Annotated in this window: 29 protein-coding genes; 1 reads left to right on the top strand and 28 read right to left on the bottom strand. The window is 39.2% G+C overall.

The annotated features are described in order from the left end of the window. Positions 1-106 precede the first annotated feature (106 nt). The 7 genes from M1F91_RS00145 to budA form a co-directional block, all read right to left on the bottom strand. Positions 107-1,177 (bottom strand): ABC transporter substrate-binding protein, encoded by a 1,071-nt coding sequence (locus M1F91_RS00145; RefSeq protein ID WP_247912137.1) that lies wholly within the window; start codon positions 1,175-1,177, stop codon positions 107-109. Further along, a complete protein-coding gene (locus tag M1F91_RS00140) occupies positions 1,174-1,947 on the bottom strand; it encodes an ABC transporter permease (protein ID WP_247912136.1) in 774 nt (257 codons plus the stop codon). Before M1F91_RS00140 ends, M1F91_RS00145 begins: the two co-directional genes overlap by 4 nt. Continuing rightward, complete coding sequence (locus M1F91_RS00135) at positions 1,944-2,750, bottom strand: ABC transporter permease (protein WP_247912135.1); 807 nt, start codon at positions 2,748-2,750, stop codon at positions 1,944-1,946. Before M1F91_RS00135 ends, M1F91_RS00140 begins: the two co-directional genes overlap by 4 nt. Beyond that, positions 2,731-3,888: an ABC transporter ATP-binding protein gene (locus tag M1F91_RS00130; protein ID WP_247912134.1), complete on the bottom strand. Its 1,158-nt coding sequence runs from the start codon at positions 3,886-3,888 to the stop codon at positions 2,731-2,733. The genes M1F91_RS00135 and M1F91_RS00130 overlap by 20 nt, the downstream gene beginning before the upstream one ends. Before the next feature lie 134 nt (positions 3,889-4,022). Next, complete coding sequence (gene murB / locus M1F91_RS00125) at positions 4,023-4,928, bottom strand: UDP-N-acetylmuramate dehydrogenase (RefSeq protein ID WP_247912133.1); 906 nt, start codon at positions 4,926-4,928, stop codon at positions 4,023-4,025. A 118-nt stretch (positions 4,929-5,046) separates the two neighbouring features. Beyond that, positions 5,047-5,796 (bottom strand): YhfC family glutamic-type intramembrane protease, encoded by a 750-nt coding sequence (locus M1F91_RS00120; RefSeq protein WP_247912132.1) that lies wholly within the window; start codon positions 5,794-5,796, stop codon positions 5,047-5,049. Between the two features lie 12 nt (positions 5,797-5,808). Then, positions 5,809-6,537: an acetolactate decarboxylase gene (gene budA, locus M1F91_RS00115; protein ID WP_247912131.1), complete on the bottom strand. Its 729-nt coding sequence runs from the start codon at positions 6,535-6,537 to the stop codon at positions 5,809-5,811. A 329-nt stretch (positions 6,538-6,866) separates the two neighbouring features. Here budA and M1F91_RS00110 point away from each other — a divergent pair, with 329 nt between their 5' ends. Further along, on the top strand, positions 6,867-8,195 hold the full coding sequence (locus tag M1F91_RS00110; protein WP_247912130.1) for a PLP-dependent aminotransferase family protein: 1,329 nt from the start codon (positions 6,867-6,869) through the stop codon (positions 8,193-8,195). A gap of 118 nt (positions 8,196-8,313) precedes the next feature. Here the strand turns inward: M1F91_RS00110 and M1F91_RS00105 are convergent, their stop codons facing one another. The 21 genes from M1F91_RS00105 to rpsU form a co-directional block, all read right to left on the bottom strand. Further along, the gene (locus tag M1F91_RS00105) at positions 8,314-9,129 is read right to left on the bottom strand and encodes an ABC transporter substrate-binding protein (RefSeq protein ID WP_247912128.1); all 816 of its coding nucleotides are present in this window, start codon (positions 9,127-9,129) and stop codon (positions 8,314-8,316) included. A gap of 148 nt (positions 9,130-9,277) precedes the next feature. After that, positions 9,278-9,931, bottom strand: a complete 654-nt coding sequence (phoU, locus tag M1F91_RS00100) for a phosphate signaling complex protein PhoU (RefSeq protein WP_006150750.1) — start codon at positions 9,929-9,931, stop codon at positions 9,278-9,280. Positions 9,932-9,941: 10 nt separating this feature from the next. After that, positions 9,942-10,700 (bottom strand): phosphate ABC transporter ATP-binding protein PstB, encoded by a 759-nt coding sequence (gene pstB / locus M1F91_RS00095; RefSeq protein WP_247912127.1) that lies wholly within the window; start codon positions 10,698-10,700, stop codon positions 9,942-9,944. A gap of 12 nt (positions 10,701-10,712) precedes the next feature. Beyond that, positions 10,713-11,516, bottom strand: coding sequence for a phosphate ABC transporter ATP-binding protein PstB (gene pstB / locus M1F91_RS00090; RefSeq protein WP_214262089.1), 804 nt, complete (start codon positions 11,514-11,516; stop codon positions 10,713-10,715). Between the two features lie 10 nt (positions 11,517-11,526). Next, positions 11,527-12,411: a phosphate ABC transporter permease PstA gene (gene pstA / locus M1F91_RS00085; RefSeq protein WP_247912126.1), complete on the bottom strand. Its 885-nt coding sequence runs from the start codon at positions 12,409-12,411 to the stop codon at positions 11,527-11,529. Continuing rightward, on the bottom strand, positions 12,401-13,318 hold the full coding sequence (gene pstC / locus M1F91_RS00080) for a phosphate ABC transporter permease subunit PstC (protein ID WP_006148223.1): 918 nt from the start codon (positions 13,316-13,318) through the stop codon (positions 12,401-12,403). The genes pstA and pstC overlap by 11 nt, the downstream gene beginning before the upstream one ends. Beyond that, entirely contained in the window at positions 13,318-14,196 is an 879-nt protein-coding gene (locus tag M1F91_RS00075; protein ID WP_247912120.1) for a phosphate ABC transporter substrate-binding protein PstS, read from the bottom strand. The genes pstC and M1F91_RS00075 overlap by 1 nt, the downstream gene beginning before the upstream one ends. Before the next feature lie 109 nt (positions 14,197-14,305). Further along, complete coding sequence (locus M1F91_RS00070) at positions 14,306-15,619, bottom strand: RsmF rRNA methyltransferase first C-terminal domain-containing protein (RefSeq protein ID WP_247912118.1); 1,314 nt, start codon at positions 15,617-15,619, stop codon at positions 14,306-14,308. Between the two features lie 6 nt (positions 15,620-15,625). After that, positions 15,626-16,393: an inositol monophosphatase family protein gene (locus M1F91_RS00065; RefSeq protein WP_247912117.1), complete on the bottom strand. Its 768-nt coding sequence runs from the start codon at positions 16,391-16,393 to the stop codon at positions 15,626-15,628. Next, positions 16,383-16,661, bottom strand: coding sequence for a UPF0223 family protein (locus M1F91_RS00060; RefSeq protein ID WP_004252549.1), 279 nt, complete (start codon positions 16,659-16,661; stop codon positions 16,383-16,385). The genes M1F91_RS00065 and M1F91_RS00060 overlap by 11 nt, the downstream gene beginning before the upstream one ends. After that, a complete protein-coding gene (locus M1F91_RS00055; protein WP_006148218.1) occupies positions 16,662-17,063 on the bottom strand; it encodes a Spx/MgsR family RNA polymerase-binding regulatory protein in 402 nt (133 codons plus the stop codon). It lies immediately after the preceding gene. 138 nt (positions 17,064-17,201) lie between these two features. Next, positions 17,202-17,834, bottom strand: a complete 633-nt coding sequence (locus M1F91_RS00050) for a TIGR01906 family membrane protein (protein ID WP_247912116.1) — start codon at positions 17,832-17,834, stop codon at positions 17,202-17,204. Continuing rightward, positions 17,824-18,597 (bottom strand): TIGR01457 family HAD-type hydrolase, encoded by a 774-nt coding sequence (locus M1F91_RS00045; RefSeq protein WP_247912115.1) that lies wholly within the window; start codon positions 18,595-18,597, stop codon positions 17,824-17,826. The genes M1F91_RS00050 and M1F91_RS00045 overlap by 11 nt, the downstream gene beginning before the upstream one ends. Before the next feature lie 10 nt (positions 18,598-18,607). Then, on the bottom strand, positions 18,608-19,345 hold the full coding sequence (locus M1F91_RS00040) for an acyl-[acyl-carrier-protein] thioesterase (RefSeq protein ID WP_247912114.1): 738 nt from the start codon (positions 19,343-19,345) through the stop codon (positions 18,608-18,610). Positions 19,346-19,349: 4 nt separating this feature from the next. Further along, on the bottom strand, positions 19,350-20,480 hold the full coding sequence (hemW, locus tag M1F91_RS00035) for a radical SAM family heme chaperone HemW (RefSeq protein ID WP_247912113.1): 1,131 nt from the start codon (positions 20,478-20,480) through the stop codon (positions 19,350-19,352). Between the two features lie 85 nt (positions 20,481-20,565). Continuing rightward, positions 20,566-20,961, bottom strand: coding sequence for a YtxH domain-containing protein (locus tag M1F91_RS00030; protein ID WP_247912112.1), 396 nt, complete (start codon positions 20,959-20,961; stop codon positions 20,566-20,568). A gap of 14 nt (positions 20,962-20,975) precedes the next feature. Further along, on the bottom strand, positions 20,976-21,359 hold the full coding sequence (locus M1F91_RS00025; RefSeq protein WP_247912111.1) for a DUF948 domain-containing protein: 384 nt from the start codon (positions 21,357-21,359) through the stop codon (positions 20,976-20,978). A 1-nt stretch (position 21,360) separates the two neighbouring features. Then, entirely contained in the window at positions 21,361-22,149 is a 789-nt protein-coding gene (lgt, locus tag M1F91_RS00020; protein WP_247912110.1) for a prolipoprotein diacylglyceryl transferase, read from the bottom strand. After that, the gene (gene hprK / locus M1F91_RS00015; RefSeq protein WP_247912109.1) at positions 22,142-23,077 is read right to left on the bottom strand and encodes an HPr(Ser) kinase/phosphatase; all 936 of its coding nucleotides are present in this window, start codon (positions 23,075-23,077) and stop codon (positions 22,142-22,144) included. The genes lgt and hprK overlap by 8 nt, the downstream gene beginning before the upstream one ends. A 135-nt stretch (positions 23,078-23,212) precedes the next feature. Then, entirely contained in the window at positions 23,213-24,175 is a 963-nt protein-coding gene (locus tag M1F91_RS00010; RefSeq protein WP_247912108.1) for a hypothetical protein, read from the bottom strand. Positions 24,176-24,241: 66 nt separating this feature from the next. Continuing rightward, positions 24,242-24,418, bottom strand: a complete 177-nt coding sequence (gene rpsU / locus M1F91_RS00005) for a 30S ribosomal protein S21 (protein ID WP_000048054.1) — start codon at positions 24,416-24,418, stop codon at positions 24,242-24,244. Positions 24,419-24,699: the final 281 nt, after the last annotated feature.

The raw sequence follows: 24,699 nt of genomic DNA, 5'->3' as shown, positions 1-24,699 counted from the left end.
AGCACTTGGAACAATAATAAAACCTAGCTATAGAAACTTTACTAGTTACTCATAGCTAGGTTTTGTTTTGTTTTAATTGAAATTATTTACGACAGTTGGAAAGCCACTACTTCCGATACATCTTAAATTGTAGGAAGAGGTCGCTGTAGATTCCTGTCCATTTATGGTCAAATTTTTCATAAACTTCTAGGTGTTTCATAGTGTCTGCATCTGGATAGAAAGACTTGTCCTCTTTTGTCTCCTCTGGGAGCATTTCCTTAGCAGCATTGTTTGGTGTTGAATAGCCGACATACTCTGCATTCTTGAGAGCATTTTCAGGCTTCAACATGAAGTTGATAAAGGCATAGGCCGCATCCTGGTTCTTGACAGTTTTAGGAATAACCATGTTGTCAAACCAGAGGTTACTTGCTTCTGTCGGCACAACATATTTGAGGTTAGGATTCTTTTCCAACATCTGGCTAGCTTCCCCTGAGAAGGTCACACCAATAGCAGCATTGTTCTGAATCATGTAACCCTTCATCTCATCGGCTACAATAGCCTTGATATTAAGAGTAAGCTCATACAGTTTATCAACCGTTTGTGATAGTTGCTGTGGATCTTTTGAGTTGAGGCTATAGCCTAGTGAGTTAAGACCTAAACCAAGCACTTCACGCGCCCCATCAAAGAGCATGATAGAATCCTTGTATTCTGGTTTCCAGAGGTCGTCCCAATGTTCAGGCGCTTCTTCCACCATGGTTTCATTGTAGACAATACCCAAAGTTCCCCAGAAGTATGGGATAGAGTACTGATTGTTTGGGTCAAAGGACTGGTTGAGAAATTCTGGACCAATATTCTCAATTCCCTCAATCTTACTATAATCTAATGGAACTAAGAGGTCTTCGTCCTTCATCTTGTTGATCATGTACTCACTTGGGATGGCAATATCATAGGTTGTCCCACCCTGCTTGATTTTGGTGTACATAGCTTCGTTGGAGTCAAAGGTCTCATATTGAACTTGGATTCCTGTTTCTTCTGTAAATTTCTCCAGAAGTTCAGGATCGATATAGTCTCCCCAGTTGTAGATGACCAGTTTTTGACTATCCCGACTATTAATTTTACTATCGAGATGATAGGAAATTCCCCACAAGACAAGGATAATGGCTAAAATTCCTGCTAAAAATGAATAGAGTCGTTTCATGCTTTCTCCTCCTTCTCACGTGAAATGAAGTAATATCCGACAACTAGGATAATACTAAAGAGAAAGACCAAGGCTGAAAGAGCATTGATTTCAAGCGAAATTCCCTTACGAGCCCGAGAGTAAATCTCGACTGAGAGGGTTGAAAAACCATTCCCCGTTACAAAGAAGGTCACGGCAAAGTCATCTAGGGAATAGGTAAAAGCCATAAAGTAACCTGCAATGATAGACGGCGTTAAGTAAGGAAGCATAATTTCCTTGAACATTTGGAACTGGCTAGCTCCAAGGTCATAGGCCGCATGGATCATATCTCCATTCATCTCTTTCAATCGAGGTAAAACCATGAGTACTACGATAGGAATCGAGAAGGCCACGTGACTGGACAAGACTGTCAGAAAACCAAGTGAAAACTTGAGTTGGGTAAAGAGAATCAAGAAGCTAGCACCAATCATAACGTCGGGTGCAACCATCAAAATGTTATTGAGAGATAGAAAGGCTTCTTGGTACTTTTTACGTGATTGATAGATGTAGATAGCACCAAAGGTACCAATCACTGTCGCAATCAAGGCTGATAAAAAAGCTAGTAAAAAGGTTTGAACCAAGATAAGCATGAGCCTTCCATCACCAAACATGGTTTCAAAGTGAGACAAACTAAAGCCTGTAAAGCTATTCATATCATCGCCTGCATTAAAGGCATAGCCGATCAAGTAAAAGATTGGCAAATAAAGGACGATAAAGACAAAGGCTAGGTAGAGATTGGCAATTTTTTTCATCGTTCTCTCCTTTCCTTAGTCACCCACATAGTGATAAACATAGTCAGGATAAGAACAACACCGATAGTTGAACCCATACCGTAGTTGTCATTGGTCAAGAAGTTCTGCTCGATGGCAGTTCCCAAGGTAATCACTCGGTTCCCCCCAATTAAACGGGTCAACATGAAAAGACTCAAACTTGGGATAAAGACAGATTGAACTCCGCTTCGCACCCCGTTCATAGACAGAGGGAAGATGACATGGCGGAAGGTTTCCCACTTGGTTGCACCGAGGTCATAGCTGGCATTGATGAGATTATTATCCATATCATCCAAGACATTGAAGATGGGCAAAATCATAAATGGAAGCTCGATGTAGCTTGCAACAAAGATAAACGAGAAATCTGTAAATAGCAACTGCTGAGAACCAATTCCGATAAATTCTAGAAATTGATTAATAGAGCCATTTTGACCAAAAATCCCGATAAAGGCATAGGCCTTAAGGAGAAGATTGATCCAGGTTGGCAAGATAATCAGCATGAGCCAGAGTTGACGGTGTTTGAGACGAGTCAAAAAGAGGGCTGTTGGATAACTGACAAGAAGCGTCACTAGAGTTACAATCCCTGCATAGAGAACAGAGTTGAAGCTCATTTTGAGATAGGTTAAGTTTTGCGACGCAAAATAGGATTTATAGTTTTCTAAACTGAACTGGCCTTCGATGTTGAAAAATGATTGTCCAAAAATCAAGACCAGGGGTGCCAATACAAAGAGTGCAATCCAAAGCATGTAGGGCACTACAAAGAGTTTAGAGGTTGTTTTCTTCATCTCTTTCCTCCTCGATAGCGTTAATTAAACCTGCTTCATGCTCTTCGATTTCTACGTACTCTTCGATACGAGCATCGAACTCTTCTTCTGTTTCATTGAGACGCATGATGTGGATGTCTTCTGGCTCAAAGTCCAGACCGATTTCCTCACCAACGATGGCCTTACGAGTTGAGTGGATCATCCATTCATTACCAAGTTCGTCATAGGCGATAATCTCATAGTGAACCCCACGGAAGAGCTGCGTATCGACCTTCACTTGAAGTTTTCCTTCTTCTGGCAGAGTAATGCGCAAGTCCTCTGGACGAATGACGACTTCGACCGGTTCATTTGGCTTCATCCCACCGTCGACCGCTTCAAATCGTTTGCCGTTGAACTCGACCAAGTAGTCTTCAATCATAGTTCCTGGCAAGATATTTGACTCACCGATGAAGGTTGCAACAAAGTGATTAATGGGCTCATCATAGATATCAACTGGTGTCCCAGACTGAACAATCTCACCGTCATTCATGACAAAAATCCAGTCACTCATGGCCAAGGCTTCTTCCTGATCGTGAGTAACAAAGACAAAGGTGACGCCCAAGCGTTGTTGCAGTTCACGTAGTTCGTACTGCATGTCTGTTCGCAACTTCAAGTCAAGGGCTGACAAGGGCTCATCCAAAAGTACCACACGTGGCTGGTTGATAATCGCACGCGCAATAGCTACACGCTGACGTTGTCCTCCAGATAACCTACGGATAGAACGTTTTTCATAGCCTTCAAGCTGTACCATCTTGAGAACTTCTAAGACACGTTTTTCGATTTCTTTTTTATCGACCTTGCGTAATCGCAATGGAAAGGCAACATTTTCAAAGACATTCATGTGCGGGAACAAGGCATAAGATTGAAAGACCGTGTGAACATCGCGCTTATTGGTCGGGATGTCATTGATACGAACACCGTCTAGCAAAATATCACCCGTCGTTGCGTCTAGCAAACCTGCAATGATATTTAGGATGGTTGATTTTCCTGAACCAGAAGCTCCTAACAGTGTATAAAATTTTCCTTCTTCCAACTCAAAGTTAATATCCTTGAGAACCTTAGTGTCACTATCTTCAAAAACTTTAGAAACGTTTCTGAATTCGATAATTGGTTTTTTCAATTCCTCTAAATTCCTTTTTCTTCGTAAATTAACAGATTGGGACCTTGTTAAATGCTAGCAATAACTGTAAGGAATTGACCCAAACCATATCTAGCGATAAAATCCCAATCTTTGTATAATGTTTAATAATAATGTTATTCGTGTTCACCCAAGATACGAACTTCTCGCTCTAGGGTAACACCTGAATGTTCTTTAACTTTTTCGATAACAGACTCAATTAAGTCTTCATAATCTCGAGCAGTCCCATCGGCTACATTAATCATAAAGCCTGCATGTTTTTCTGAGACTTCTACACCACCGATACGGTAACCTTTTAAACCAGCTTCTGAGATCAATTGTCCTGCAAAATGCCCGACTGGACGTTTAAAGACAGAACCACATGAAGGATATTCCAAAGGTTGCTTAAGTTCACGCAAATGAGTTAAGCGATCCATTTCTTGATTAATAGTCTCATAATTCCCTGGAGATAGTGCAAATTTAGCTGATAAGACTACTGCTCCAGAATCTTGAATAGCTGAATGACGGTAACCAAAGGCTAAGTCCTTGGCTGATAAAGTCTCGATTTCCCCATCCTTGGTCAATACTTTGCAAGACTGCAAAATATGAGCAATCTCACCTCCATAGGCTCCAGCATTCATAAAGACAGCTCCACCGACGTTTCCTGGAATTCCACAGGCAAATTCAAATCCTGTCAAACTATGGCGTAGAGCGATTCGAGTTGTCTCAATCAAGTTAGCTCCCGCTTCTGCTTCAATGGTGTAACCATCGACTGAAACATTGTTGAGCTTGTCACACATAATGACAAAGCCACGAATTCCGCCTTCTCGGACGATAATATTACTGGCATTTCCAAGAACCATCCATGGGATATTTTCTTGATTAGCAAACTTAACCACACGGGCCATCTCATAATAATTGCGAGGAAAAGCTAAGTAATCCGCCTTCCCTCCGACTTTGGTATAGGTATAAGTTTTTAATGGCTCATCGAATCGAATATCAATTCCTTCTAAGGTTTCTTTTAATTTATCTAATACAGTCATCTTTCTTATCCTTTTATAAAATTCATTCCATTATACCATTTTTAGCGATTTTTTTCGACGATTTGAAAAGCTTTTTTATTCACACAAGTAAAAAAGAGGTCAGACCTCTTTTGCATGATTATTTTTTATACAAGATAGTTTTTGTAAAGTATACAAATAGAACAACTTCCACTGCTAACAATCCTTCAACAAGAAGCGGATTTGAAATCCATCCAACCTGTGATAGACTCGGAGCCAGATCAAAGAAGGCATGTAAACCATAAGCAGTTACTAGATAAATCCAATTCTTTTGACGGACTGCTTGATAAACCCAGAAAGAGAGACCAATTTGCATAACAAGAGCAAGCACACGCTCAACACCAAGTAAATAAACCTGCCATCCAGATAGAGATTGTACTGTTTCAAGTGTATTTTTGGGAAGGAGATTTGCCAAATCTGGATTTGAAGACTCTAATAATGAAAAGAGGATCAAAAGACTAATCAAGCTTCCCATTCCGAGGTAGAGCAATTCCAAGCCACCATGACCAAGTCCATAGGCGAGGGCATCCGAATCTTCCAAAGCTCTCTTCTTCTCCAACCATTTAAAGAAGACAAGGCGAGCTGTTTCTTCAAACAAAGCAGTCATACAGATCCCATAAATCACATAGAGAAGGGGACTTTCCGTCATGAGTGGAACTGTCCCATCCTTTTGTGGATGAAGAACTATAAGGTGAACAATTTTCTCCAGTACTTGAGATGAGACAAAAAATGCAACTGCCCCAAGTCCTAAAACTGAAAGGTTAATCTTGTACTTCTTTTTTGAGAACCAAATGGCAGCTATGAGAATTACAAATAAAGCTATCATTGTGATTATTACATGAATTTTCATACTTTTCTCCTTTTATTCAGCCTGATCGATATCTTTTTTCATCTCATCAACATTGAACTTAGCAAAGAGGTACTGACGATCCTGGACAGGGAAACGTTGATCCAACTGATCGACAGCTCCAACCTCTACGATTCCTTCCTTGATGACAAAGTCCATGACGTGACCACCAAAGGTTAGGTCATCTGAAATAAAGTGCAAATGATAGCCTGCGACACTGACGCCATGGAAAATTTCAGGTGTCCAGAATCCAACGATAGTTCCAGAGACATTTTCGCAACTATATTCAGGCTGATGAGTCGCAACCTCAGCAAATTTTGTTTCGCTTGTCGATTTTGGAATCATGCGAACATGCATGTGTTTAAAGTCACCATGAATTTTGATAGAGCGGAAGAGATTTTCTCCATCATAATAGGACTCGATACGTTTTTCTAGTTCCTGATCAGTCATTTCAAAACGCTGGCGAAAAATAACTTCTGCCTGATGGGGTACGACTGCCGCATAAGGAATCAAGGCATTTGTTGATACTTCAACGATTTCAGGCTTCTCACCTGAACCCTTAGCTTGATAGGCTTTACCATCTAAGACAATTAACTCCCCATCAATAGAGTCCAAGGTTCCTAGCCCTAAATCTCCATGTTCAAGTAACTCACCAACTGTCATGGTCCCGCCGTAAAGTCCTGCCATCAAAGCTCCCAAAGTATTGTATTGGAATAATTTCACTGGTTCTTGCACCTTCATCATCTCACTATTCTTTGAAAATTTTACTTACTAAGTATATCACATTTCTTCTTAGAATTGAACGCTAGACTGCCGTTTAAAACTCAATGAAAATCAAAGAGCAAACTAGGAAATCAGCCGCAGTTTGCTCAAAACACCGTTTTGAGGTTGTAGATGGAACAGACGAAGTCAGCTCAAAACACTGTTTTGAGGTTGTGGATAGAACTGACGAAGTCAGTAACATATATACGGCAAGGCGACGTTGACGCGGTTTGAAGAGATTTTCGAAGAGTATAACATTGCCAAACGTCTAAAAAAAAGGTACAATGTAACAAAATCAAGAGAGGTCTGGAATGAAGCAAGAAAGTAAGTACGAACAAGTTGTTCACTATCTAAAAGAAGAGATTGAATCAGGAAAACTTCAAACAGGAAGTCGTCTACCTTCTATCCGAAAACTCAGTCAAGACTTCCACTGCAGTAAAGATACTGTGCAGCGTGCACTTTTGGAACTCCGATACGAGAAATACATTTACTCCAAACCTCAAAGTGGCTATTATGTTTTAGAACAACAAGCTAGCCACGAAGACCTCGTTATCTCGGTCAATGACGAACATGCTGCTGCCTATGATGATTTTCGCCTTTGTGTAAACGAAAGTTTGATTGGTCGAGAAAACTATCTCTACAACTACTATGAACACCAAGAGGGGTTAGAAGAATTACGAAAGTCTGTTCAGAAACTACTGTTTGACCAAGCTATCTATAGTAAACCCGATCAATTAGTCATGACAACTGGAACCCAGCAAGCACTGTTTATTCTTTCTCAAATTGACTTTCCAGGTAAGGGCCAAGAAATACTGGTCGAACAACCAACCTATCACCGAATGAACCAACTTCTGCTGGCTCAAAATATTCCCTATCAAACCATTGAACGTCGGGTGGATGGCATTGACCTGAAAGAACTTGAGAAACATTTTAAAAGTGGTAACATTAAATTTTTCTACACCATTCCTCGATTCCACTATCCGCTGGGTCATTCATATTCTGAAGAGGAGAAACGCGCTATCCTTGATCTAGCAGCCAAATATCAAATTTATATCGTTGAAGATGATTATCTGGGAGATCTAGATCCTAAAATGGGACAAACCTTTCATTATTTGGACCAAAATGATTTGGTCATCTACATCAAGTCTTTTTCAACAAGTATTTTCCCTGCACTTCGAATCACTGCTCTCATACTTCCAAATGTTATGAAAGAAGCTTTTGTCTCTTATAAAAACATTCTGGACTATGATAACAACCTCATTATGCAAAAGGCTTTATCACTCTATATTGATAGTCAACTCTTTGAAAAAAATAGAGTAGCGAGATTGGTACTGCAAGAGAAAAGTCAAGACTTCATTCATAAGCTATTAAAATCTTATCCCCTTTCCCTACCAAACTATCCTCTCCATGATGGGCTTTTGCTTGATCTCAGGAACTATCCTAAGATTGCAAGCCTCAAACATAGCTCTTTAAATCTAGACTTTTTCGAATCGTCCTACATTGAGAGTTGCCCTTATCAATTTGCTAAGGTTCCTTTAGAAAATCTTGAAGCAACATTAAATTACTTAAAAACAGAGAGTGGGACAGAAATCGGTAATTCGTTAGAATTCGATTTCGTCATCCCACCTCCGCACAGTTGAGTAAGGCTGTAAAAGCTGATGAAATCAGCGTAGTAGAGCCCACTCAACCACTGCGTCTTGCTTGATAATCCAATGACAATTGAGAGGCTAGGACTTTTGTCCCAGCCTCTGTTATTTTTTATTGCTCTACTTCTGTTAGCTTGGCAGCTTTTTCAAGATATGTTTGATAAGTACCGTCATCTTTGAGTTTTTTAATGACCTTATCAACCACTTCCTTCAAGTCAGAATTTCCTTTCTTGATAGCTACTGCATTTTCTTCGCCCTCTTTCATGGTCAAGCTGACTGTAGCAACAGCTAAATCAGAGTTTTTAGTTGCATAACTTAGGGCTACTGGCTCGTCCATATGAACTGCATCAACTTTACCTGATTGAAGCTCATTAACTGCTTCTCCCATATTTGTCAAAGAAGTCAACTGGGCTTTTGGAAGTTGTTCTTTAACCATTGATTCTGGAACAGTTCCTTTTTGAGCTGCAATATTAGCACTTGCTAGAGAATCCAAATCCTTGTATTTTTCAAGGTCAGATTTTCTGATTAGGAAGCTAATTTTATTTTCATAGTAAGGAATTGAGAAATCAAAAACTTCTTTTCTTTCTTCAGTGGCACTGATTCCCGCAATAGCCAAATCAGCTTTCCCTGTTTGAAGACTGGTCAAGACATTATCAAAACTCATGCTGGAAACTTCCAATTTCACTCCAAGTTCATCTGCTATTGCTTGAGCCATATCAATATCAGCACCTACAACTTGATTTTTCCCATCTACAAGTGCTTGAAACTCAAAGGGGGCATAGTCAGGACTAGTTGCGACCACTAATTTAGCTTTTTGTTTGATTGCCTCTACTGCAGACTGTGAACTTGAGCTAGACGATTGGCAAGCAACTAAAAAGAAACTTGCAAGAAAACTACATAAGACAAATATCCATTTTTTTAATTTCATAAATAAACAACCTCTCTGTCAATTTTGTATAATTATAACTCAGCAAACCTTGTTTGTCAAGTATAAATTTAATATTTATTTATTTTCTTAAACAAAAAAAGAAGCTTTTATTCATTATTCTGCTCCTTTTTTGTATATTTAATCAATTTTACAATTCGACAATCTTACCTGTTTCAAAGTAAACAACCCATTCACAGATATTTTTTGCATAGTCACCGATGCGCTCCAAGTATGAAATCACTTGGAAGTAATCACGACCTGTGACAATAGCATCTGGATTCTTTCTAATTTCTTCAGTTGCCAAATCACGAATATTTTCGAAATAATGGTTGATTTTTTCATCCATGGTTGCAACTTCGTATGCCTTATCAACTGATCCGTTAAGGTAAAGTTCGAGAGTTGTTTCCACGAAGGCTTTCACATCACGTCCCATGTTTTTGATTTCTTCCTCAACTGCTGGGATACGTTGTTCCCCCTTCATACGAATGGTTGCCTCAGCAATGGATACTGCGTGGTCCCCCATACGTTCCAAGTCTGAAACAGCCTTAAGTACTGTCAAAACTGTACGCAAGTCTTGTGAAACAGGCTGTTGAAGGGCAATGATTTCAAATGATTTCTTTTCAAGTTTCACTTCGTATTCATTGACTTCTGCGTCTTCTTCGATGACTTCTTTTGCCAAGTCACGGTCATGGGTGACAAAAGCACGTACAGTACGATTGATTTGGGAAAGAACTTCCTGTCCCATGGCGTAGAATTGGTTGTGCAATTTCTCTAAATCTTCTTCAAATTGAGATCGTAACATCTTTTTCTCCTTATCCAAATTTACCTGAAATGTAATCTTCTGTTTCCTTATGTTGTGGATAGAGGAACATTTCCTTGGTATCGTTAAATTCAATCAAATCTCCATTAAGGAAAAAGCCTGTTTTATCAGAGATTCGAGATGCTTGCTGCATGGAACGAGTAACCAATAGCATGGTGTACTTGTCCTTGAGACTATATAGGGTTTCTTCGATTTTTCCAGCCGAGATAGGGTCTAAGGCTGAGGTCGGCTCATCCAAGAGGATAATCTTTGGACTGGTTGCTAAAACACGGGCTACACAAACACGTTGTTGCTGACCACCCGACAGACCAATTGCTGAATCATGCAAGCGGTCCTTGACCTCATCCCAAATAGAAGCACCCTGTAGAGATTTCTCTACAGCTTCATCCAAAACGTTCTTATCTTTCTCCCCATTAATGCGGAGACCATAAACAACATTTTCGTAGATTGACATTGGGAATGGATTAGGTTGTTGGAAGACCATTCCGATTTCCTTACGTAATTCAACTGTATCAGTGCGTGGACTATAGATATTGTGCCCATTATAAACCACTGATCCAGTAGTGGTCACTTCAGGATTAAGGTCACCCATACGGTTAATAGCCTTGAGTAGGGTTGACTTCCCTGATCCTGATGGTCCAATAAGAGCTGTGATTTCCTTGGGTTGGAAGGATAAGGAAACACTATTCAAAGCCTTCTTTTTATTGTAATAAACAGACAGGTCTTTAACCTGCAAAATCGGTTCTGTCATACTGTTTCCTTTCTAACCAAAGTGTCCAGTTACATAGTCATTGGTTGACTGTAGCTTAGCATTTTGGAAAATATTAGCAGTTTTATCATACTCGATTAAATCACCCAAGTAGAAAAATCCAGTGTAGTCACTTGCACGTGCAGCCTGTTGCATACTGTGGGTCACGATAATAATGGTAAAATCCTTCTTTAACTCAAGCATAGTTTCCTCTAGCTGAGCTGTCGCAATCGGATCCAAGGCTGATGCCGGCTCATCCATTAAGAGGATGTCTGGTTTTACAGAAATAGCACGAGCGATACAGAGACGTTGCTGTTGACCACCTGAAAGCATCAAGGCTGACTTGTGAAGGTCATCTTTGACCTGATCCCAGAGAGCGGCCTGACGAAGAGAGGTTTCTACAATTTCATCAAGAACTTTCTTGTCCTTAACTCCTGCACGTTCATGTGCAAAGGTGATGTTGCGGTAGATTGATTTAGCAAATGGGTTTGGACGTTGAAAAACCATTCCGATGTGTTTACGCATTTCATAAACATTGATTTCAGGACGGTTAACATCAATTCCTTGATAGAGAATTTGTCCTGTAACCTTAGCAATGTCAATAGTATCATTCATACGATTGAGACTGCGTAGGTAGGTTGATTTTCCAGATCCTGATGGACCGATCAAGGCAGTAATTTTATTTTTTTCGAATTGCATATCCACGCCCTTGATGGATTCATTCTTACCATAGTAAACATGTAAATCCTTCGTAGAGAGGGCCACTTTTTCTTCTGGAAAAGTAATGATATGCCTTTCATCCCAATTATATTTTGACATGGCTTCTCCTTTAGGCAGCGGTTAATTTCTTATGTAGGTAGCTTCCGAGTTTACGTGCTCCGAAGTTAAAGATCAAGATAAAGATGAGGAGCACCGCTGCAGAACCTGCTGAAACTAAAGTTCCATCAGGAATAGTTCCTTCACTGTTGACTTTCCAGATATGAACAGCCAAGGTTTCTGCTTGACGGAAGATTGAGATTGGACTACTTACGCTGAGAACATTCCAGTTAGACCAGTCAAGAGCTGGCGCAGATTGACCTGCTGTGTAGATAAGGGCTGCAGCTTCACCAAAGATACGACCTGATGCAAGCACGATCCCAGTTACAATACCTGGAAGGGCTTCAGGAATCACGACATGAAGGACAGTTTCCCAACGAGAGATTCCAAGCGCCAAACCAGCTTCACGTTGCGTATGGTGAACGTGCTTCAAACTGTCTTCAACGTTACGAGTCATCTGAGGTAGGTTAAAGACGGTCAAAGCCAAGGCACCAGAAATAATAGAAAATCCATACTCAAACTGGACTACAAAGATGAGGTAACCAAAGAGACCCACAACTACGGATGGTAGAGAAGACAAGATTTCAATACAAGTACGAACGAAATTGGTAACACGACCTTTTTTAGCATACTCTGCTAGGAAAATTCCAGCTCCCATTGATAGAGGTACTGAGATGAATAAGGTAATCACCAAAAGGAAAAAGGAATTATAGAGCTGAATCCCAATACCACCACCTGCTTGATAGGAGGATGATTTTCCTGTCAAGAAAGACCAAGAAACATGTGGCAAGCCTCGAACCAAGATATAAAGAATCAAGGAAGCTAGAATGGTCACAATGATTCCTGCGATGGTGTAGAGAACAGCTGTTGCAAGTTTATCTAATTTCTTAGCGTGCATAGTTTTTCTTTCCTCTCTCTTTTGTAATCAATTTAATAACACTGTTAAAGGCCAAGCTCATCAAAAGCAATACTAAGGCCAGTGACCAAAGAACATTGTTATCAACAGTTCCCATAACGGTATTACCGATTCCCATGGTCAATACAGATGTGAGAGTCGCTGCTGGTGTCGTCAATGAAGTTGGAACAACTGCTGAGTTACCTACAACCATCTGAATAGCCAGGGCTTCACCAAAGGCACGCGCCATTCCGAAGACTACTGCCGTAAAAATACCTGAACGAGCAGCCTTCAAGGTTACACGCCAGATGGTTTGCCAACGAGTCGCTCCCATGGCTAAACTTGCTTCACGGTAGTGACGAGGAACCGCACGTAGGCTATCTGTTGTCATGAAGGTTACAGTCGGCAAAATCATAACAAAGAGAACGAAAATTCCTGATAAAATACCGAAACCTGTTCCACCAAAGACAGTACGTACAAATGGTACAACGACCTGCAAACCAATAAATCCATAAACTACTGAAGGAATCCCAACTAAGAGTTCAATAGCAGGTTGCAAAATCTTAGCTCCTTTTGGAGACACCTCTGTCATAAAGACTGCTGCACCAATGGCAAATGGTGTTGCAATAAGAGCTGACAGGATGGTAACAATAAAGGAGCCTAAAATCATTGGAAGGGCACCAAATTGTTTACCTGACGGATTCCAGGTTGCACCAAAAAGAAAATCAAAGATATTCACACCATTAACAAAGAAGGTCGATAAGCCTTTCTGAGCCACGAAAATCAAAATCATAGCAACAATGATAACAATCAAAGATAGGCAGGCAAAGGTTAGCCCTTTTCCTAATTTCTCAAGACGAGAGTTTTTTGAAGGAGAGAGCAATTTTTTTGATAATTCTTCTTGATTCATTATTGGCTCCCTTCTATGGCTGTCACAGTACCTGCAGCATCTTTTTCGACCTTCATTTCCTTGACAGAAATATAGCCCATTCCTTTTACGATTCCATTCTGAGCTTCATCTGAAAGGACAAAGTTTAAGAATTCGGCAACCAATTCATTTGGCTCACCAAGTGTATACATATGTTCATAAGACCACAAGGGCCAGTTATTCGTGGTTACATTCTCTGAGATTGGCTCATAACCATTAAGTTTAATAGTCCCAACCGAATCATCAACATAGGCGAAAGCTAGGTAAGAAATAGCACCCGGTGTTTGGGAAACAATGGACTTCACCATACCGTTAGAGTCCTGCTCCTGACTTTGAACCGCTGACTGACCATTCATAATCACACTGTCAAAAGTCGCACGAGAACCTGAGCTCGCAGCACGGTTGATAATAGAAATAGCTAAATCTTTACCACCAACTTCTTTCCAGTTGGTAATTTCTCCTGTAAAGATTTGTCGGAGCTGGTCTGTCGTAAGATTATCGACATCTACTTCTTTATTAATAATGACAGCTAATCCAGCAACAGCAACCTTATGGTCAACTAGCGCGGACGCATCGATACCATCTTTCTCTTCAGCGAACACATCAGAGTTCCCAACATCAACTGCACCTGACTGAACTTGAGATAGTCCAGTACCAGATCCACCACCTTGAACATTGACTGTTTTACCAACGTGTGCGGACGCAAATTCATCTGCTGCCGCCTCGACTAAAGGTTGAAGGGCAGTTGAACCTACAGCTGTCATAGATTCCCCACGATCAATCCAACTTGCACATCCTGCTAGCGAACCAGCAAGTAAAAGAGTTGCAAGAGAGATGGTGAGTTTTTTAAATTTTTTCACTATTTGTCTCCTTGAAAATAATGATGAATAGTTTGAATCTTTGCCCATATTTTCTATTGTTTTCAGGGAAAATCCATACTTCCACTATAACATAGAATACAGTTTTTGACTAGTTTTTCACCTGAAACCTCAAGCCCTTGGGAAAATAATTCTTCAAGGTATTTCCGGTTACTTTTGCAAAACCTAGACCATTTCCACCAAGCAAAACTTGGTACCAACCATTTGGAAGAGTTTCAGCTAATTGGACCGTTTCACCAGCCACATATTTGACAAAGTCTTCTTGATGAATTTCGATTCCTTGCTTGACTTGGCTTGGTTTTAAAGCTAAGCCAAGAGCAAAACTTGGTTCAAAACGTTTTTTCTTAAAAGTTCCAAGATGAAGACCATTACGAGCTATCTTGAGTTTTCCTATATCGGGTAGGACTTCTGGCAAGAGATAAAGCTGGTCTCCAAAAACTTGTAGGACACCGGTCAGTTTTTCTTTAAGGTGTTTTTTCTCAAAATCCTGCCATAAGGAAATCTGTTCACGAGATAGGTTGGATTTAGAAGGTTTGAACTTCCCAGCCTTGTTTTGACCTTTAAACTGAAGATGGGCCACGAACTGACCTTCTCCCTTAAAGTGGTGAGGGTACATTCTAGCTGTTTCAGGTAACTCAATTCCAGGTACCATTCCATTGATATGTTGGATTGGAATCAATTCAAAATGATAGCTATCCAGTAACCATTGGACGATTTCTTCGTTTTCTTCTGGCGCCCAGGTACAGGTTGAATAGACTAGTCGACCACCATCAGCCAGCATGGTAACAGCATCTGATAAAATTTCACGTTGTAAACTAGCGCACTGACTAGGATAATCGACACTCCAATAATCCATAGCGTCAGGTTGTTTACGAAACATCCCTTCTCCTGAGCAAGGTGCATCTAAAACGATCAGGTCAAAATAGCCTTTAAAAACCTTTGCTAAACGGTCTGCAGATTCATTGGTTACAACGACATTAGTCGCACCAAAACGTTCCATATTTTCAACCAAGACTTTCGCTCGTTTGTTTGAAATTTCGTTAGAAATTAAAATACCCTCACCAGCTAGATAAGCTGCCAGTTGAGTGGATTTCCCACCGGGAGCCGCTGCCAAGTCTAAGATCTTCATACCTGGCTTTGGCTGAGCTACTTGAGCGACCATTTGTGCAGCTGGTTCTTGGGAATAGACCAAGCCAGTTACATGTTCTGGTGATTTCCCTGAAACCTTGCCATAGTAGCCCCAGGGTGTGTTAGGAATAGGGTCAGAGAAAGTGCCTTGAGCTTCTTTTAAGGGATTGCTGCGAAAGGCTGAGATGGCCTCATCATCAAAAGAGGCAAGAAAAGCTCTTGCCTCATCTCCCAATATTGTTTCGTATTTTTTTACAAATCCATCTGGAAATTGCATGTAGGTTTATTTCCTTTCATAGATATAGGATTGAATCACATCTTTCATCTCGACTGGCACCATCATAACGGCCTGCCGTGTTTGAAAATCGACTTCCTCACCAGCAATCGTAAAAACCTTATAACCTAAACTCTCACCTAGGATACTTGCAGCCGCATAATCCCAAGGTTGTAAATAAGTGATATAAGTTAAAAGTCGACCTGATAGCACCTTGGCAAAACTAATAGCGGCACTGCCATAAACTCGTGTCCCAAGTGCAGCATTTCCCAAATCCGCTAAGCCCCATTCGTTAGTCGCTAACATTCCAGAATTACCAGCTACCAAAAATTCTCTCAAGGGTCTCTTTTTAAAGAGTGGCAAAGGTTCGTCATTGCGACAGGGCGGGAAGTCTCCTCCACCATGGTAACAATCACCTTTCATGACATCATAAATAATACCAAACTTGCCAATACCATCCTCAAAATAGGCCAGCATAACAGCAAAATCTTCACCTTGTGCTACGAAGTTGTTGGTTCCATCAATAGGATCAATAATCCATACAGAACCTTGTCCTACTGCTGCACGCATGCAGCCTTCTTCTGCACAAAATAGATCATCTGGATAGCGAGAACGGATTTTTTTAATAAGTAAGTCTTGAACTTCTTTATCTAACTTAGTTACCAAATCTGTAGGGGAAGACTTTCTCTCAACATGGAGATCTTCTTTCATATGCTGGAGAATGTATTTCCCAGCTTCCCTGACAATTTCTTTGGCAAATGTAAATTTATTTTCCAAGTGAAATCTTCCCTTCTCCTTTTTCTTTGGCCAACTGTACTGCACGGTAGAAAGAGTATCCACTAACTGATTCAAACTCACGTCCCAAACGTTTTTCTTCGCTCTTGCTAGGCACAACTGACTTGAATACCTTGTAGGAATCTAATAGTTTCTTAGCATCTACCTGTGTTTCATAGGCAGCTTCAACATCATTAAAAAAAGAAAGCACTGAAGCAAGTTCTTCAGTGCTCCACGACAAATCTAGTGGGTAACTATACTGTTTATTCATCTAATTAATACCAGCTCTTAATGTAGCTTCTTTCAATTCTTGCTTACGATAACTACGAGGAAGAAATGCACGAATCTCATCTTCATTAAAGCCAATCTGCATACGTTTATCATCAATGATGATTGGACGACGCAAAAGACTAGGATATTGCTCAATTAAATTAAGCAACTCTGTCACCGAGATACTTTCCACATCGATATTTAACTTTTGGAAAATTTTTGAACGAGTTGAAATAATGTCATCGGTACCGTTTTCGGTCAAGGAAAGAATGTGTTGCAATTCTTTTCTTGATAAAGGACTGGTCATAATGTTGTGCTCTTGGAAAGGCACTTTATGATTATCAAGCCAGGCCTTTGCCTTACGACATGATGTACAACTCGGTGATAAAAATAGTGTAATCATGCTATTCTCTTCTTTGCATACTTTTCTAACTCTATTATACAAAAAAATAAAGCGCTTGACTAGTTATTTCCGTAAAAAAAACCTACTTTTTAAAGAAAAATAGGTTTTTAGTACAATTTTTAAAACATTTTTATGCATTTATGATATTTTTGGTAATTTTTTCCAACTTAGTAGATAAATAAAGCCAAAAAGCAGTTCATACAAGCAGAAAAATAGGAGAAAAGCATGCAGGAAAAAATCCTCTGGTAGGATGAGAATGACTGGATCTTTAGCGGGATCAAAAAGCCAGGTATCATCACCTACAAATAGAATTTGATGAAACAAGGTAAAGAATTGTTCAAAACCAACGAAGACGCCAACTAAACCAAGAACCAAAGGTAAAGACAGCATAATCAAGAGACCTCTGCGATATAGAGACAGAAAACCCTTCTTAATGACTTGCTTCCAAAAAAGGTAGAAAATCGGAAGAGTTACAATTGCTACTCCTTGCGCTAGGTGAAAGAGTCCCTTTACAACCACAAAGTGGTGAATTCCAGAGGCAGACGAAGGAAAATCTGGCATTGCTAATACTTGACTCAATGGATTGGTCAAATAATCCATCAAAACATTAAAGTTATGTTGGATGGTCTGAGGTTGGACATGAACACGATTTGTCAGATTTAACCAAGAAATCTCCAGAGGGTAAACCAACCAAGCCAGGTAGATAGTCAATAAAATCGCAAGCGAGAGGAGAAAGAGAAGACTTCCTACAAAAGTAAATTTAGTTTTCATCGAAATTCCACTCCGCTAGACTTGAGAGGACATGGGTGGGCGCAATTGGTAGGTCTGCTACTTCTTCAGGTTTTGTAAATCCTGTCGTCACCAAAAGACTAGGGATCCCATTGTCAATACCAGCGCGAATATCAGTCAGGTAATTATCTCCCACCATGACGATTTCTTGGCGTTCAAGTCCTAGGTGTTCAACAGCCTTATCCATAATAATCGCGTTTGGTTTTCCAATATAAACTGGTTTTACGCGAGTTGCTGCCTCAAGAAGAGTAATCAGAGAACCAGCACCAGGTAAAAGTCCACGTTCTGTTGGAATATTTAAATCTGGATTGGTACCGATAAAATGAGCACCTTTATGGATAGCTAGGGTTGCAGTAGCAAATTTTTCATAGTCAACTTGCCAGTCCAAACCTACAACCACATAGGCTGGGTTTTCTTTATCTTCAACATAACCAGCTGCTTGAATAGCTTCCTTGAGCCCTGCTTCTCCAATCACATAAACGGTCTTTTCTAGTCCCAGGTCATTCATGTAATCAATGGTCGCTAAGGTTGCAGTATAGATTGTCGATACAGGCGTGTCAATATTAAACTGATTTGCCAACATCTCTTGAACACTTTCAGGTGTACGAGTAGTGTTGTTTGTTACAAAAAGATAAGGAATATCCCTTTTCTGCAGCTCATGTACAAAAGTTTCTCCCGCTGGAATTCTATCTTTTCCTTTATAAATTGTACCGTCTAAATCAATTAAATAGCCTTTATAAGTCATATATTACTTTCTAATCTGTGTTAATTTCTTGCCAAATTATCTTTGCCTGAGCATTGATATCGCCATCACTTGTGACTTGGTGATTGCTTTCTAGTTGATTCAATTCGTAACTAGAAGTAATCATACCACCTGGTCTAACTTCCTTGACATACTTAAGGTTGATTTTTTTAGGGATATGATTGGTTAGGAAATCTGCCCCCATAACTTCAAAAACCCAATCCAGATATTTGCTGTTATTGACGTGGCCATTCATATCCAAGTCATAAAAACGAACATGGTAATCTTTGCTAATCGCTTCTTCCAGCTCTGCGTATTTTGGCCCGCGAAGGAGTTTCTTAGAAAACTCAGATTGATAAGGAGCGACAATTTCAGGTTCTACAGGATGAACCTTACGAGTCTCACGATCCATAAGGACAAAGGTAGCCACCATGCGAATGATTTCTTGACCATCTTCATCATAAATAGTAAATCGGCGGTAGCAAAATAGACGATTGTAGGTCAATGCCTCTGTTTCGATGGTAATTTCCTCAGCAAATTGAGGTAAACGTACAACATCGATATCATAATCAGTGATAATCCAGACTAGATTATACTGTTCTAAAACATCCTTGTCACTCACTCCTAGATTAATTGATTGCATTCCTGATACTTGCAGGGACAACAAAATAACATCCGGCAACTTGATATGGCCATTCATATCAGCCATATCAAAAGGAATTTTCATCTTCATTTGATAAGTTAAGCCCATAATTCTACTCCAATATAAATCGTTCTGCTACTGTATCTCCTAAAAAGAGACCTCTTTTTGTCATTCGTATTTGTTGACCTTCTACTTGTAAAAGACCTTGATGACATAAATCTCTTACAACTTGACCATATAAATTTTCAAAAGATGTGCCAAATTTTTCTTCGAATCTTGCTTTTGAAACTCCTGTCTTCTTGCGAAGTCCAAGAAACATCTCTTCTTCCATTTGTTCCCTTAGACTCAGGTGTTCCTCATTGATGCGAGCATTGCCTTCTTCTACTGCCTTTAGATAATGGCGGATGGGGCCATGGTTTTTATAGCGAACACCGTTTACATAACCAGACGCACCTGCTCCTATACCATAATACTCAGCATTATCCCAGTACATAAGATTGTGACGACTTTCAAAGCCAGGTTTTGAAAAATTTGAAATTTCATAATGCTCAAAACCAGCACGCTCTAATTCAGCAATGATATATTCGAACATTTCAGCTTCTACTTCTTCTTTAGGAAGTGGTAACTTCCCACGACGCATACGATTCATAAAGACCGTATGGTTTTCCAAAATCAAGCTATAGAGACTCATGTGGGGAATGTCCAAAGCGATGGCCTTGGCAACATTATCCTTGACTTGTTCCATGGTTTGACCTGGAAGAGCGTAGATCAAGTCAATGGAAATATTATCAAACCCTGCTGACTTTAGACGATCAATGTTTTCATAAATATCCTTCTCCAAGTGACTTCGACCAATTTTCTTCAGCATTTTATCATCAAAGGTTTGGACACCCAACGAAACACGATTGACAGCTGAATTCTTTAAAACTGCAATCTTATCCTCATCCAAATCACCAGGATTAGCCTCAATGGTTAATTCTTCTAAGACTGACAAATCTAAGTTTTTAGTCAATCCATCCAGAAGCCCCTCTAACTGTGGCGCAGACAAGGCTGTCGGTGTTCCTCCACCAATATAGAGAGTACGCAACTTCTGAATGTCATAAGAATGAAATTCTTGCAGTAGATGTTCTAGATAGCTGTCTACTGGTTGATTTTTAATAAAGACCTTAGAAAAGTCACAATAATAACAGATTTGTGTGCAAAATGGAATGTGCACGTAAGCTGATGTTGGTTTCTTCTGCATAGTATTTATTATACCACAAAGACTTCACTCAAGAAAAAAATCACCATCTCCGACTCTAATGGAATCAAAAATGGTGATTTCTATTTTAATCTTCTTCGATTTCGATGATGATTTCTTGACCGTCTTCTGGGTCTTCAACAACTACTTTTTCTTCCAATTGTTCCTTGAGACTGTTCAAGGTCTCTTTTGAAGCTTCAGTCGCTTGTTGAGCTAAAGATTTAGATTTTTCAAGAACTGAATCCAAGGTAATTTCACCAGATTCTACTTGTTCTTTTGTCTTTAGAACAAAATCTCTGGTTTGTTCTTTGACTTCTGTCAATTTTTCAAGAGCTTGTTCCTTAGCATATTCTGGATCTTCTCTCAAATCTTCAATAAAGTCTTGTGCCTGACTAGTAACGCGTTTTCCTTTTTCACTTGTTAGAAACAAGGCAACAGCCACACCTGAAACAGTTCCTAAAAGGATTGATGATAATTTACCCATGAGTTATCTCCTTTTTATTTTTTTAAAAATTTACTTGCAATACGAACGGCAGATAAGCCTGCACTAGTCTTTAATGTTTTTGAACCTGCAGATGATGCTTTTTTACTCAAGACACGAGCCTGCTCATTTAAATCAGAAACAGAAACAGAAAGGTCTGCAACTGCTGTAAAGAGTGGATCAATGGTTGCAACTTTGATATTGATATCATCAGCAAGAACATTGACCTTGGCAAGAAGTTCGTTTGTGTGATGTAGAGTAACATTTACATCTGAAGTTAGCGTTTTAACAGTATTTTCTGTTTCATCAATTACACGTCCAACTTTTTGAAGGGTAATAATCAAATAAACAATAAATACAATCAAGGCAATAGCCACAAAAATATAAGCAACTTCTAACATTTTAATTCTCCTTTTTTACATTATAAAATGGTGCTTTTTTCCGATTTTGATAAACAATAATATAAATACCAAGTCCAATTAATAGAACAGACAACCACTGAGATACTCGAAGTCCAAAGAACATGAGACTATCTGTACGCATACCCTCAATAATCATACGCCCAAATCCATACCAAATTAGATAAAAAGCTGTGATATGACCACGACGAATACCTTTTAATCGACGTCTAAAAATAACAATTAAAGCAAACCCAATCAGATTCCAGATAGATTCGTATAAGAAGGTTGGTTGACGATAAGAACCATCAATATACATCTGATTCTTAATAAAACCAGGTAAATAATCAAGGTTTTCTACAACTGCTCCGTAAGCTTCTTGGTTAAAGAAGTTCCCCCAACGTCCTAGACTCTGAGCAATCATTACACTCGGAGCTGCAATATCCAAGAAATCCCAGGTATTAATCAGCTTGCGATCCGCAAAGATGTATAGAACAATAGCACCTGTAATTAAACCACCATAAATAGCGAGACCACCATTCCATATAGCAAAGATTTCTCCAATATGTTGACTATAATAGTCAAACTTAAAGATGACATAGTAGAGTCTTGCACCAATAATGGACAGAGGAAAGGCTACTAGTATAAAGTCAATAATATCATCAGATAAAATCTTCTTTTTGGGTGCTTCTCTCATTGCAAGAAGAACTGCTAGTATTAATCCAGATACAATGCAGATAGCATACCAGCGAACAGCAAATGGACCTATTTGAAAAGCAACTGGATCAATCATTTTGCACCTCGTTCTTTTCAATTAATTTCGTCAATCTTTCTTCAAAGAGACGTGTCGCATCAAAGCCCATTTCCTTAGCGCGATAGTTCATGGCAGCAGCTTCGATGACCACAGAAATATTGCGACCTGTTTTTACAGGAATCCGAATACGCGGAATAGAAACACCTGAAATTTCCAACTCTTCAGCATTGTTCCCCAAGCGGTCAAAGGTCTTATGTGTATCGTAATTTTCCAAATAAACAGCTAGCTGAACTTGTGAAGAATCCTTAACTGCACTAGCACCGTATAGACTCATGACATCAATGATCCCTACTCCACGAATTTCGATCAGATGTTTCAAGATTTCAGCAGGTTCACCCCAGAGAGTCATTTCATCCTTAGAATAGATATCTACCCGATCGTCTGCTACCAAACGGTGACCACGTTTAACTAGTTCTAAACCTGTCTCACTCTTACCGATTCCACTATCACCTTGAATCAAAACACCCATACCATAGATATCCATTAGGACACCGTGTACACTAGTACGTTCTGCTAGACGAGAATCAAGATAGCTAGAAAGTTCTCCAGACAAACGACTGGTTGCTGTACGACTAGTTAAAATTGCAATTTTACATTCTCTAGCAGCCTTTAACATTTCCTCTGGAACTACCAAACCACGGGCAACAATGACCGCAGGTGTCTCCGGTTGAAACATTTTTTTCAAGACATCGTAACGATTTTGAGAAGGCATAGAAACTAGGTAAGACCATTCCTTCATCCCCAACAATTGAATACGCTCTGGAGTATAGTAATCAAAATAGCCTGTCATTTCAAGACCAGGTCGCGTAATATCCGCAGTATTAATTTCCTTTTCAAGTAATTCAGGCTCCCCATAGACAATGTCTAATCTAAGCTTCTCAATAACTTCTTTTACTGAAACCGACATATATTTCTCCTTAAATCGAGTTCTCTTACTATTATATCAGATTGTAGCTGGAAGTTTCCTTTTTTTGCAAGATTTACAGTATTTATTTAAAGTTGCCTTAAAAATGATTTAGCATGTGAGTCTTCTCGTACTTTCTCAAATCAGTTGAGACAAATCTACTGCAAACCGATCAATATCTATTACCAAATCCCTTCCTGATTTTTCTATATGAATTCTCGGAAGTTCATTTTTTAGTATTTTGTTTGCATCAGCCATATCTTTTGGATAGATATAGAACTGTTTTCCTTGTGGAAACTGATTTTGAACTTGCCATTTTTCAAATTTCTGCAGAAAAGTCTTATGAGATGGCATACTAACCTCTTCAAACATGTAATCATCAAAATATTTCACCAAGCGATAAAGACCATGAACTTCATCAGCGAAGCATTTATCTATCTTCTCAAAGGGATAACCCCGTCTCTGATAAGCTAGGCATAGGTTTTGTAAGTTTTGGCTTATCCCAGCTGCTTCTTTTCTTGCCAAGTTTATAAAGTAACGAACAGAAAATTCTTCCATACCTGTTCGTTTTTTCTTCTCTAGAAACTGTTGTGCCAATATGATAGACTCTGATAATCTGTCTTCATCCTGATAATAAAGAGCGTGCAAAAGATTGATGACATTTTGGGGATAATAGGTTCCTTTCAGTAAAGGCAAGTCTTTTGGTATATAAGATGAAATGACTGAAAAATCGTTACATGCAAAAGAGGTAAATAAGCCCCTCAAAATACCATCAGTATAGATTGTTCCACTTGCAAGCAAACCTCCTCTAATCAATTCTTCTCTTCCTGTTTGCCACAGAGCATTATTTAATTGTTTATAATCCCCGTCTAAAAAAGCTATATAGTATGCAAAATACTTGATATCATCTAGCAATAAGCTACTGTACAACTTTGTCCTTAAAACATTATCGGACAATACTTTCGAATCCTTCAAATACTTTTGAAAAATCCTCTGATTAGACTCTTCAAATTCCTGCCAGTTTATAGGAGTTGAATAATAACCCCAATCCTTAAAACGTTCTTCGCGCATCTTTTGATATTCTTTTATATACTCTTTCATAAGTTCCTTATATCTCTAAAACAATGTGCAAAAAAAGACTAGACAAGTCTAGCCTTTCATTTCAAATTAGAATTTTTTACGTTTACGAGCTGCTTCTGATTTACGTTTACGTTTTACAGAAGGTTTTTCATAGAATTCACGTTTGCGTGTTTCTTGAAGAGTACCAGCTTTAGTAACCGCACGTTTGAAACGACGAAGTGCATCGTCAAGAGATTCATTCTTACGTACTACTGTTTTAGACATTTTTTTCACTCCCTTCAAGTTCAAGATTTATTCTATTTTACATGGATAAGAGCTATTTGTCAAGACTAAAATGCTTTATTCCATGAATTTTAACTATTAATTTCAAACTTGCTATTATCACTTTTTTATAAAAATAATTAATTAAGTAAGGAGATTTATATACACTCATTAAATTGAAAAGAGAGCCTTTCGGCTCTCTTTAATATAGTGTAGATTTTCTAAAAATTATTATTTAGTAAATTTACGTTTCATAACAACTGTTCCTGACATGATTACCACAC

The organism is Streptococcus sp. oral taxon 431 (genome assembly GCF_023110115.1).
Classification (GTDB): domain Bacteria; phylum Bacillota; class Bacilli; order Lactobacillales; family Streptococcaceae; genus Streptococcus.
The sequence above is the reverse complement of the archived record's forward strand: the minus strand, read 5'-3'. Positions and strand labels throughout refer to the sequence as shown.

Excerpts from the sequence above, each read along its gene's own strand:
- M1F91_RS00105 (WP_247912128.1), bottom strand. The coding sequence starts at position 9,129 with ATGAAATTAAAAAAATGGATATTTGTCTTATGTAGTTTTCTTGCAAGT.
- pstB (WP_214262089.1), bottom strand. The coding sequence starts at position 11,516 with ATGTCAAAATATAATTGGGATGAAAGGCATATCATTACTTTTCCAGAA.
- M1F91_RS00025 (WP_247912111.1), bottom strand. The coding sequence starts at position 21,359 with ATGTTAGAAGTTGCTTATATTTTTGTGGCTATTGCCTTGATTGTATTT.
- M1F91_RS00070 (WP_247912118.1), bottom strand. The coding sequence starts at position 15,619 with ATGCAATTTCCAGATGGATTTGTAAAAAAATACGAAACAATATTGGGA.
- M1F91_RS00110 (WP_247912130.1), top strand. The coding sequence starts at position 6,867 with ATGAAGCAAGAAAGTAAGTACGAACAAGTTGTTCACTATCTAAAAGAA.
- hprK (WP_247912109.1), bottom strand. The coding sequence starts at position 23,077 with ATGTCGGTTTCAGTAAAAGAAGTTATTGAGAAGCTTAGATTAGACATT.
- pstC (WP_006148223.1), bottom strand. The coding sequence starts at position 13,318 with ATGAATCAAGAAGAATTATCAAAAAAATTGCTCTCTCCTTCAAAAAAC.
- M1F91_RS00135 (WP_247912135.1), bottom strand. The coding sequence starts at position 2,750 with ATGAAGAAAACAACCTCTAAACTCTTTGTAGTGCCCTACATGCTTTGG.
- M1F91_RS00145 (WP_247912137.1), bottom strand. The coding sequence starts at position 1,177 with ATGAAACGACTCTATTCATTTTTAGCAGGAATTTTAGCCATTATCCTT.
- M1F91_RS00060 (WP_004252549.1), bottom strand. The coding sequence starts at position 16,661 with ATGAATAAACAGTATAGTTACCCACTAGATTTGTCGTGGAGCACTGAA.
- rpsU (WP_000048054.1), bottom strand. The coding sequence starts at position 24,418 with ATGTCTAAAACAGTAGTACGTAAGAATGAATCTCTTGACGATGCACTT.
- M1F91_RS00010 (WP_247912108.1), bottom strand. The coding sequence starts at position 24,175 with ATGAAAGAGTATATAAAAGAATATCAAAAGATGCGCGAAGAACGTTTT.
- M1F91_RS00055 (WP_006148218.1), bottom strand. The coding sequence starts at position 17,063 with ATGATTACACTATTTTTATCACCGAGTTGTACATCATGTCGTAAGGCA.
- M1F91_RS00140 (WP_247912136.1), bottom strand. The coding sequence starts at position 1,947 with ATGAAAAAAATTGCCAATCTCTACCTAGCCTTTGTCTTTATCGTCCTT.
- phoU (WP_006150750.1), bottom strand. The coding sequence starts at position 9,931 with ATGTTACGATCTCAATTTGAAGAAGATTTAGAGAAATTGCACAACCAA.
- M1F91_RS00040 (WP_247912114.1), bottom strand. The coding sequence starts at position 19,345 with ATGGGCTTAACTTATCAAATGAAGATGAAAATTCCTTTTGATATGGCT.
- pstB (WP_247912127.1), bottom strand. The coding sequence starts at position 10,700 with ATGACAGAACCGATTTTGCAGGTTAAAGACCTGTCTGTTTATTACAAT.
- M1F91_RS00120 (WP_247912132.1), bottom strand. The coding sequence starts at position 5,796 with ATGAAAATTCATGTAATAATCACAATGATAGCTTTATTTGTAATTCTC.
- murB (WP_247912133.1), bottom strand. The coding sequence starts at position 4,928 with ATGACTGTATTAGATAAATTAAAAGAAACCTTAGAAGGAATTGATATT.
- pstA (WP_247912126.1), bottom strand. The coding sequence starts at position 12,411 with ATGCACGCTAAGAAATTAGATAAACTTGCAACAGCTGTTCTCTACACC.
- M1F91_RS00050 (WP_247912116.1), bottom strand. The coding sequence starts at position 17,834 with ATGAAAACTAAATTTACTTTTGTAGGAAGTCTTCTCTTTCTCCTCTCG.
- M1F91_RS00030 (WP_247912112.1), bottom strand. The coding sequence starts at position 20,961 with ATGGGTAAATTATCATCAATCCTTTTAGGAACTGTTTCAGGTGTGGCT.
- budA (WP_247912131.1), bottom strand. The coding sequence starts at position 6,537 with ATGATGAAGGTGCAAGAACCAGTGAAATTATTCCAATACAATACTTTG.
- hemW (WP_247912113.1), bottom strand. The coding sequence starts at position 20,480 with ATGCAGAAGAAACCAACATCAGCTTACGTGCACATTCCATTTTGCACA.
- M1F91_RS00045 (WP_247912115.1), bottom strand. The coding sequence starts at position 18,597 with ATGACTTATAAAGGCTATTTAATTGATTTAGACGGTACAATTTATAAA.
- lgt (WP_247912110.1), bottom strand. The coding sequence starts at position 22,149 with ATGATTGATCCAGTTGCTTTTCAAATAGGTCCATTTGCTGTTCGCTGG.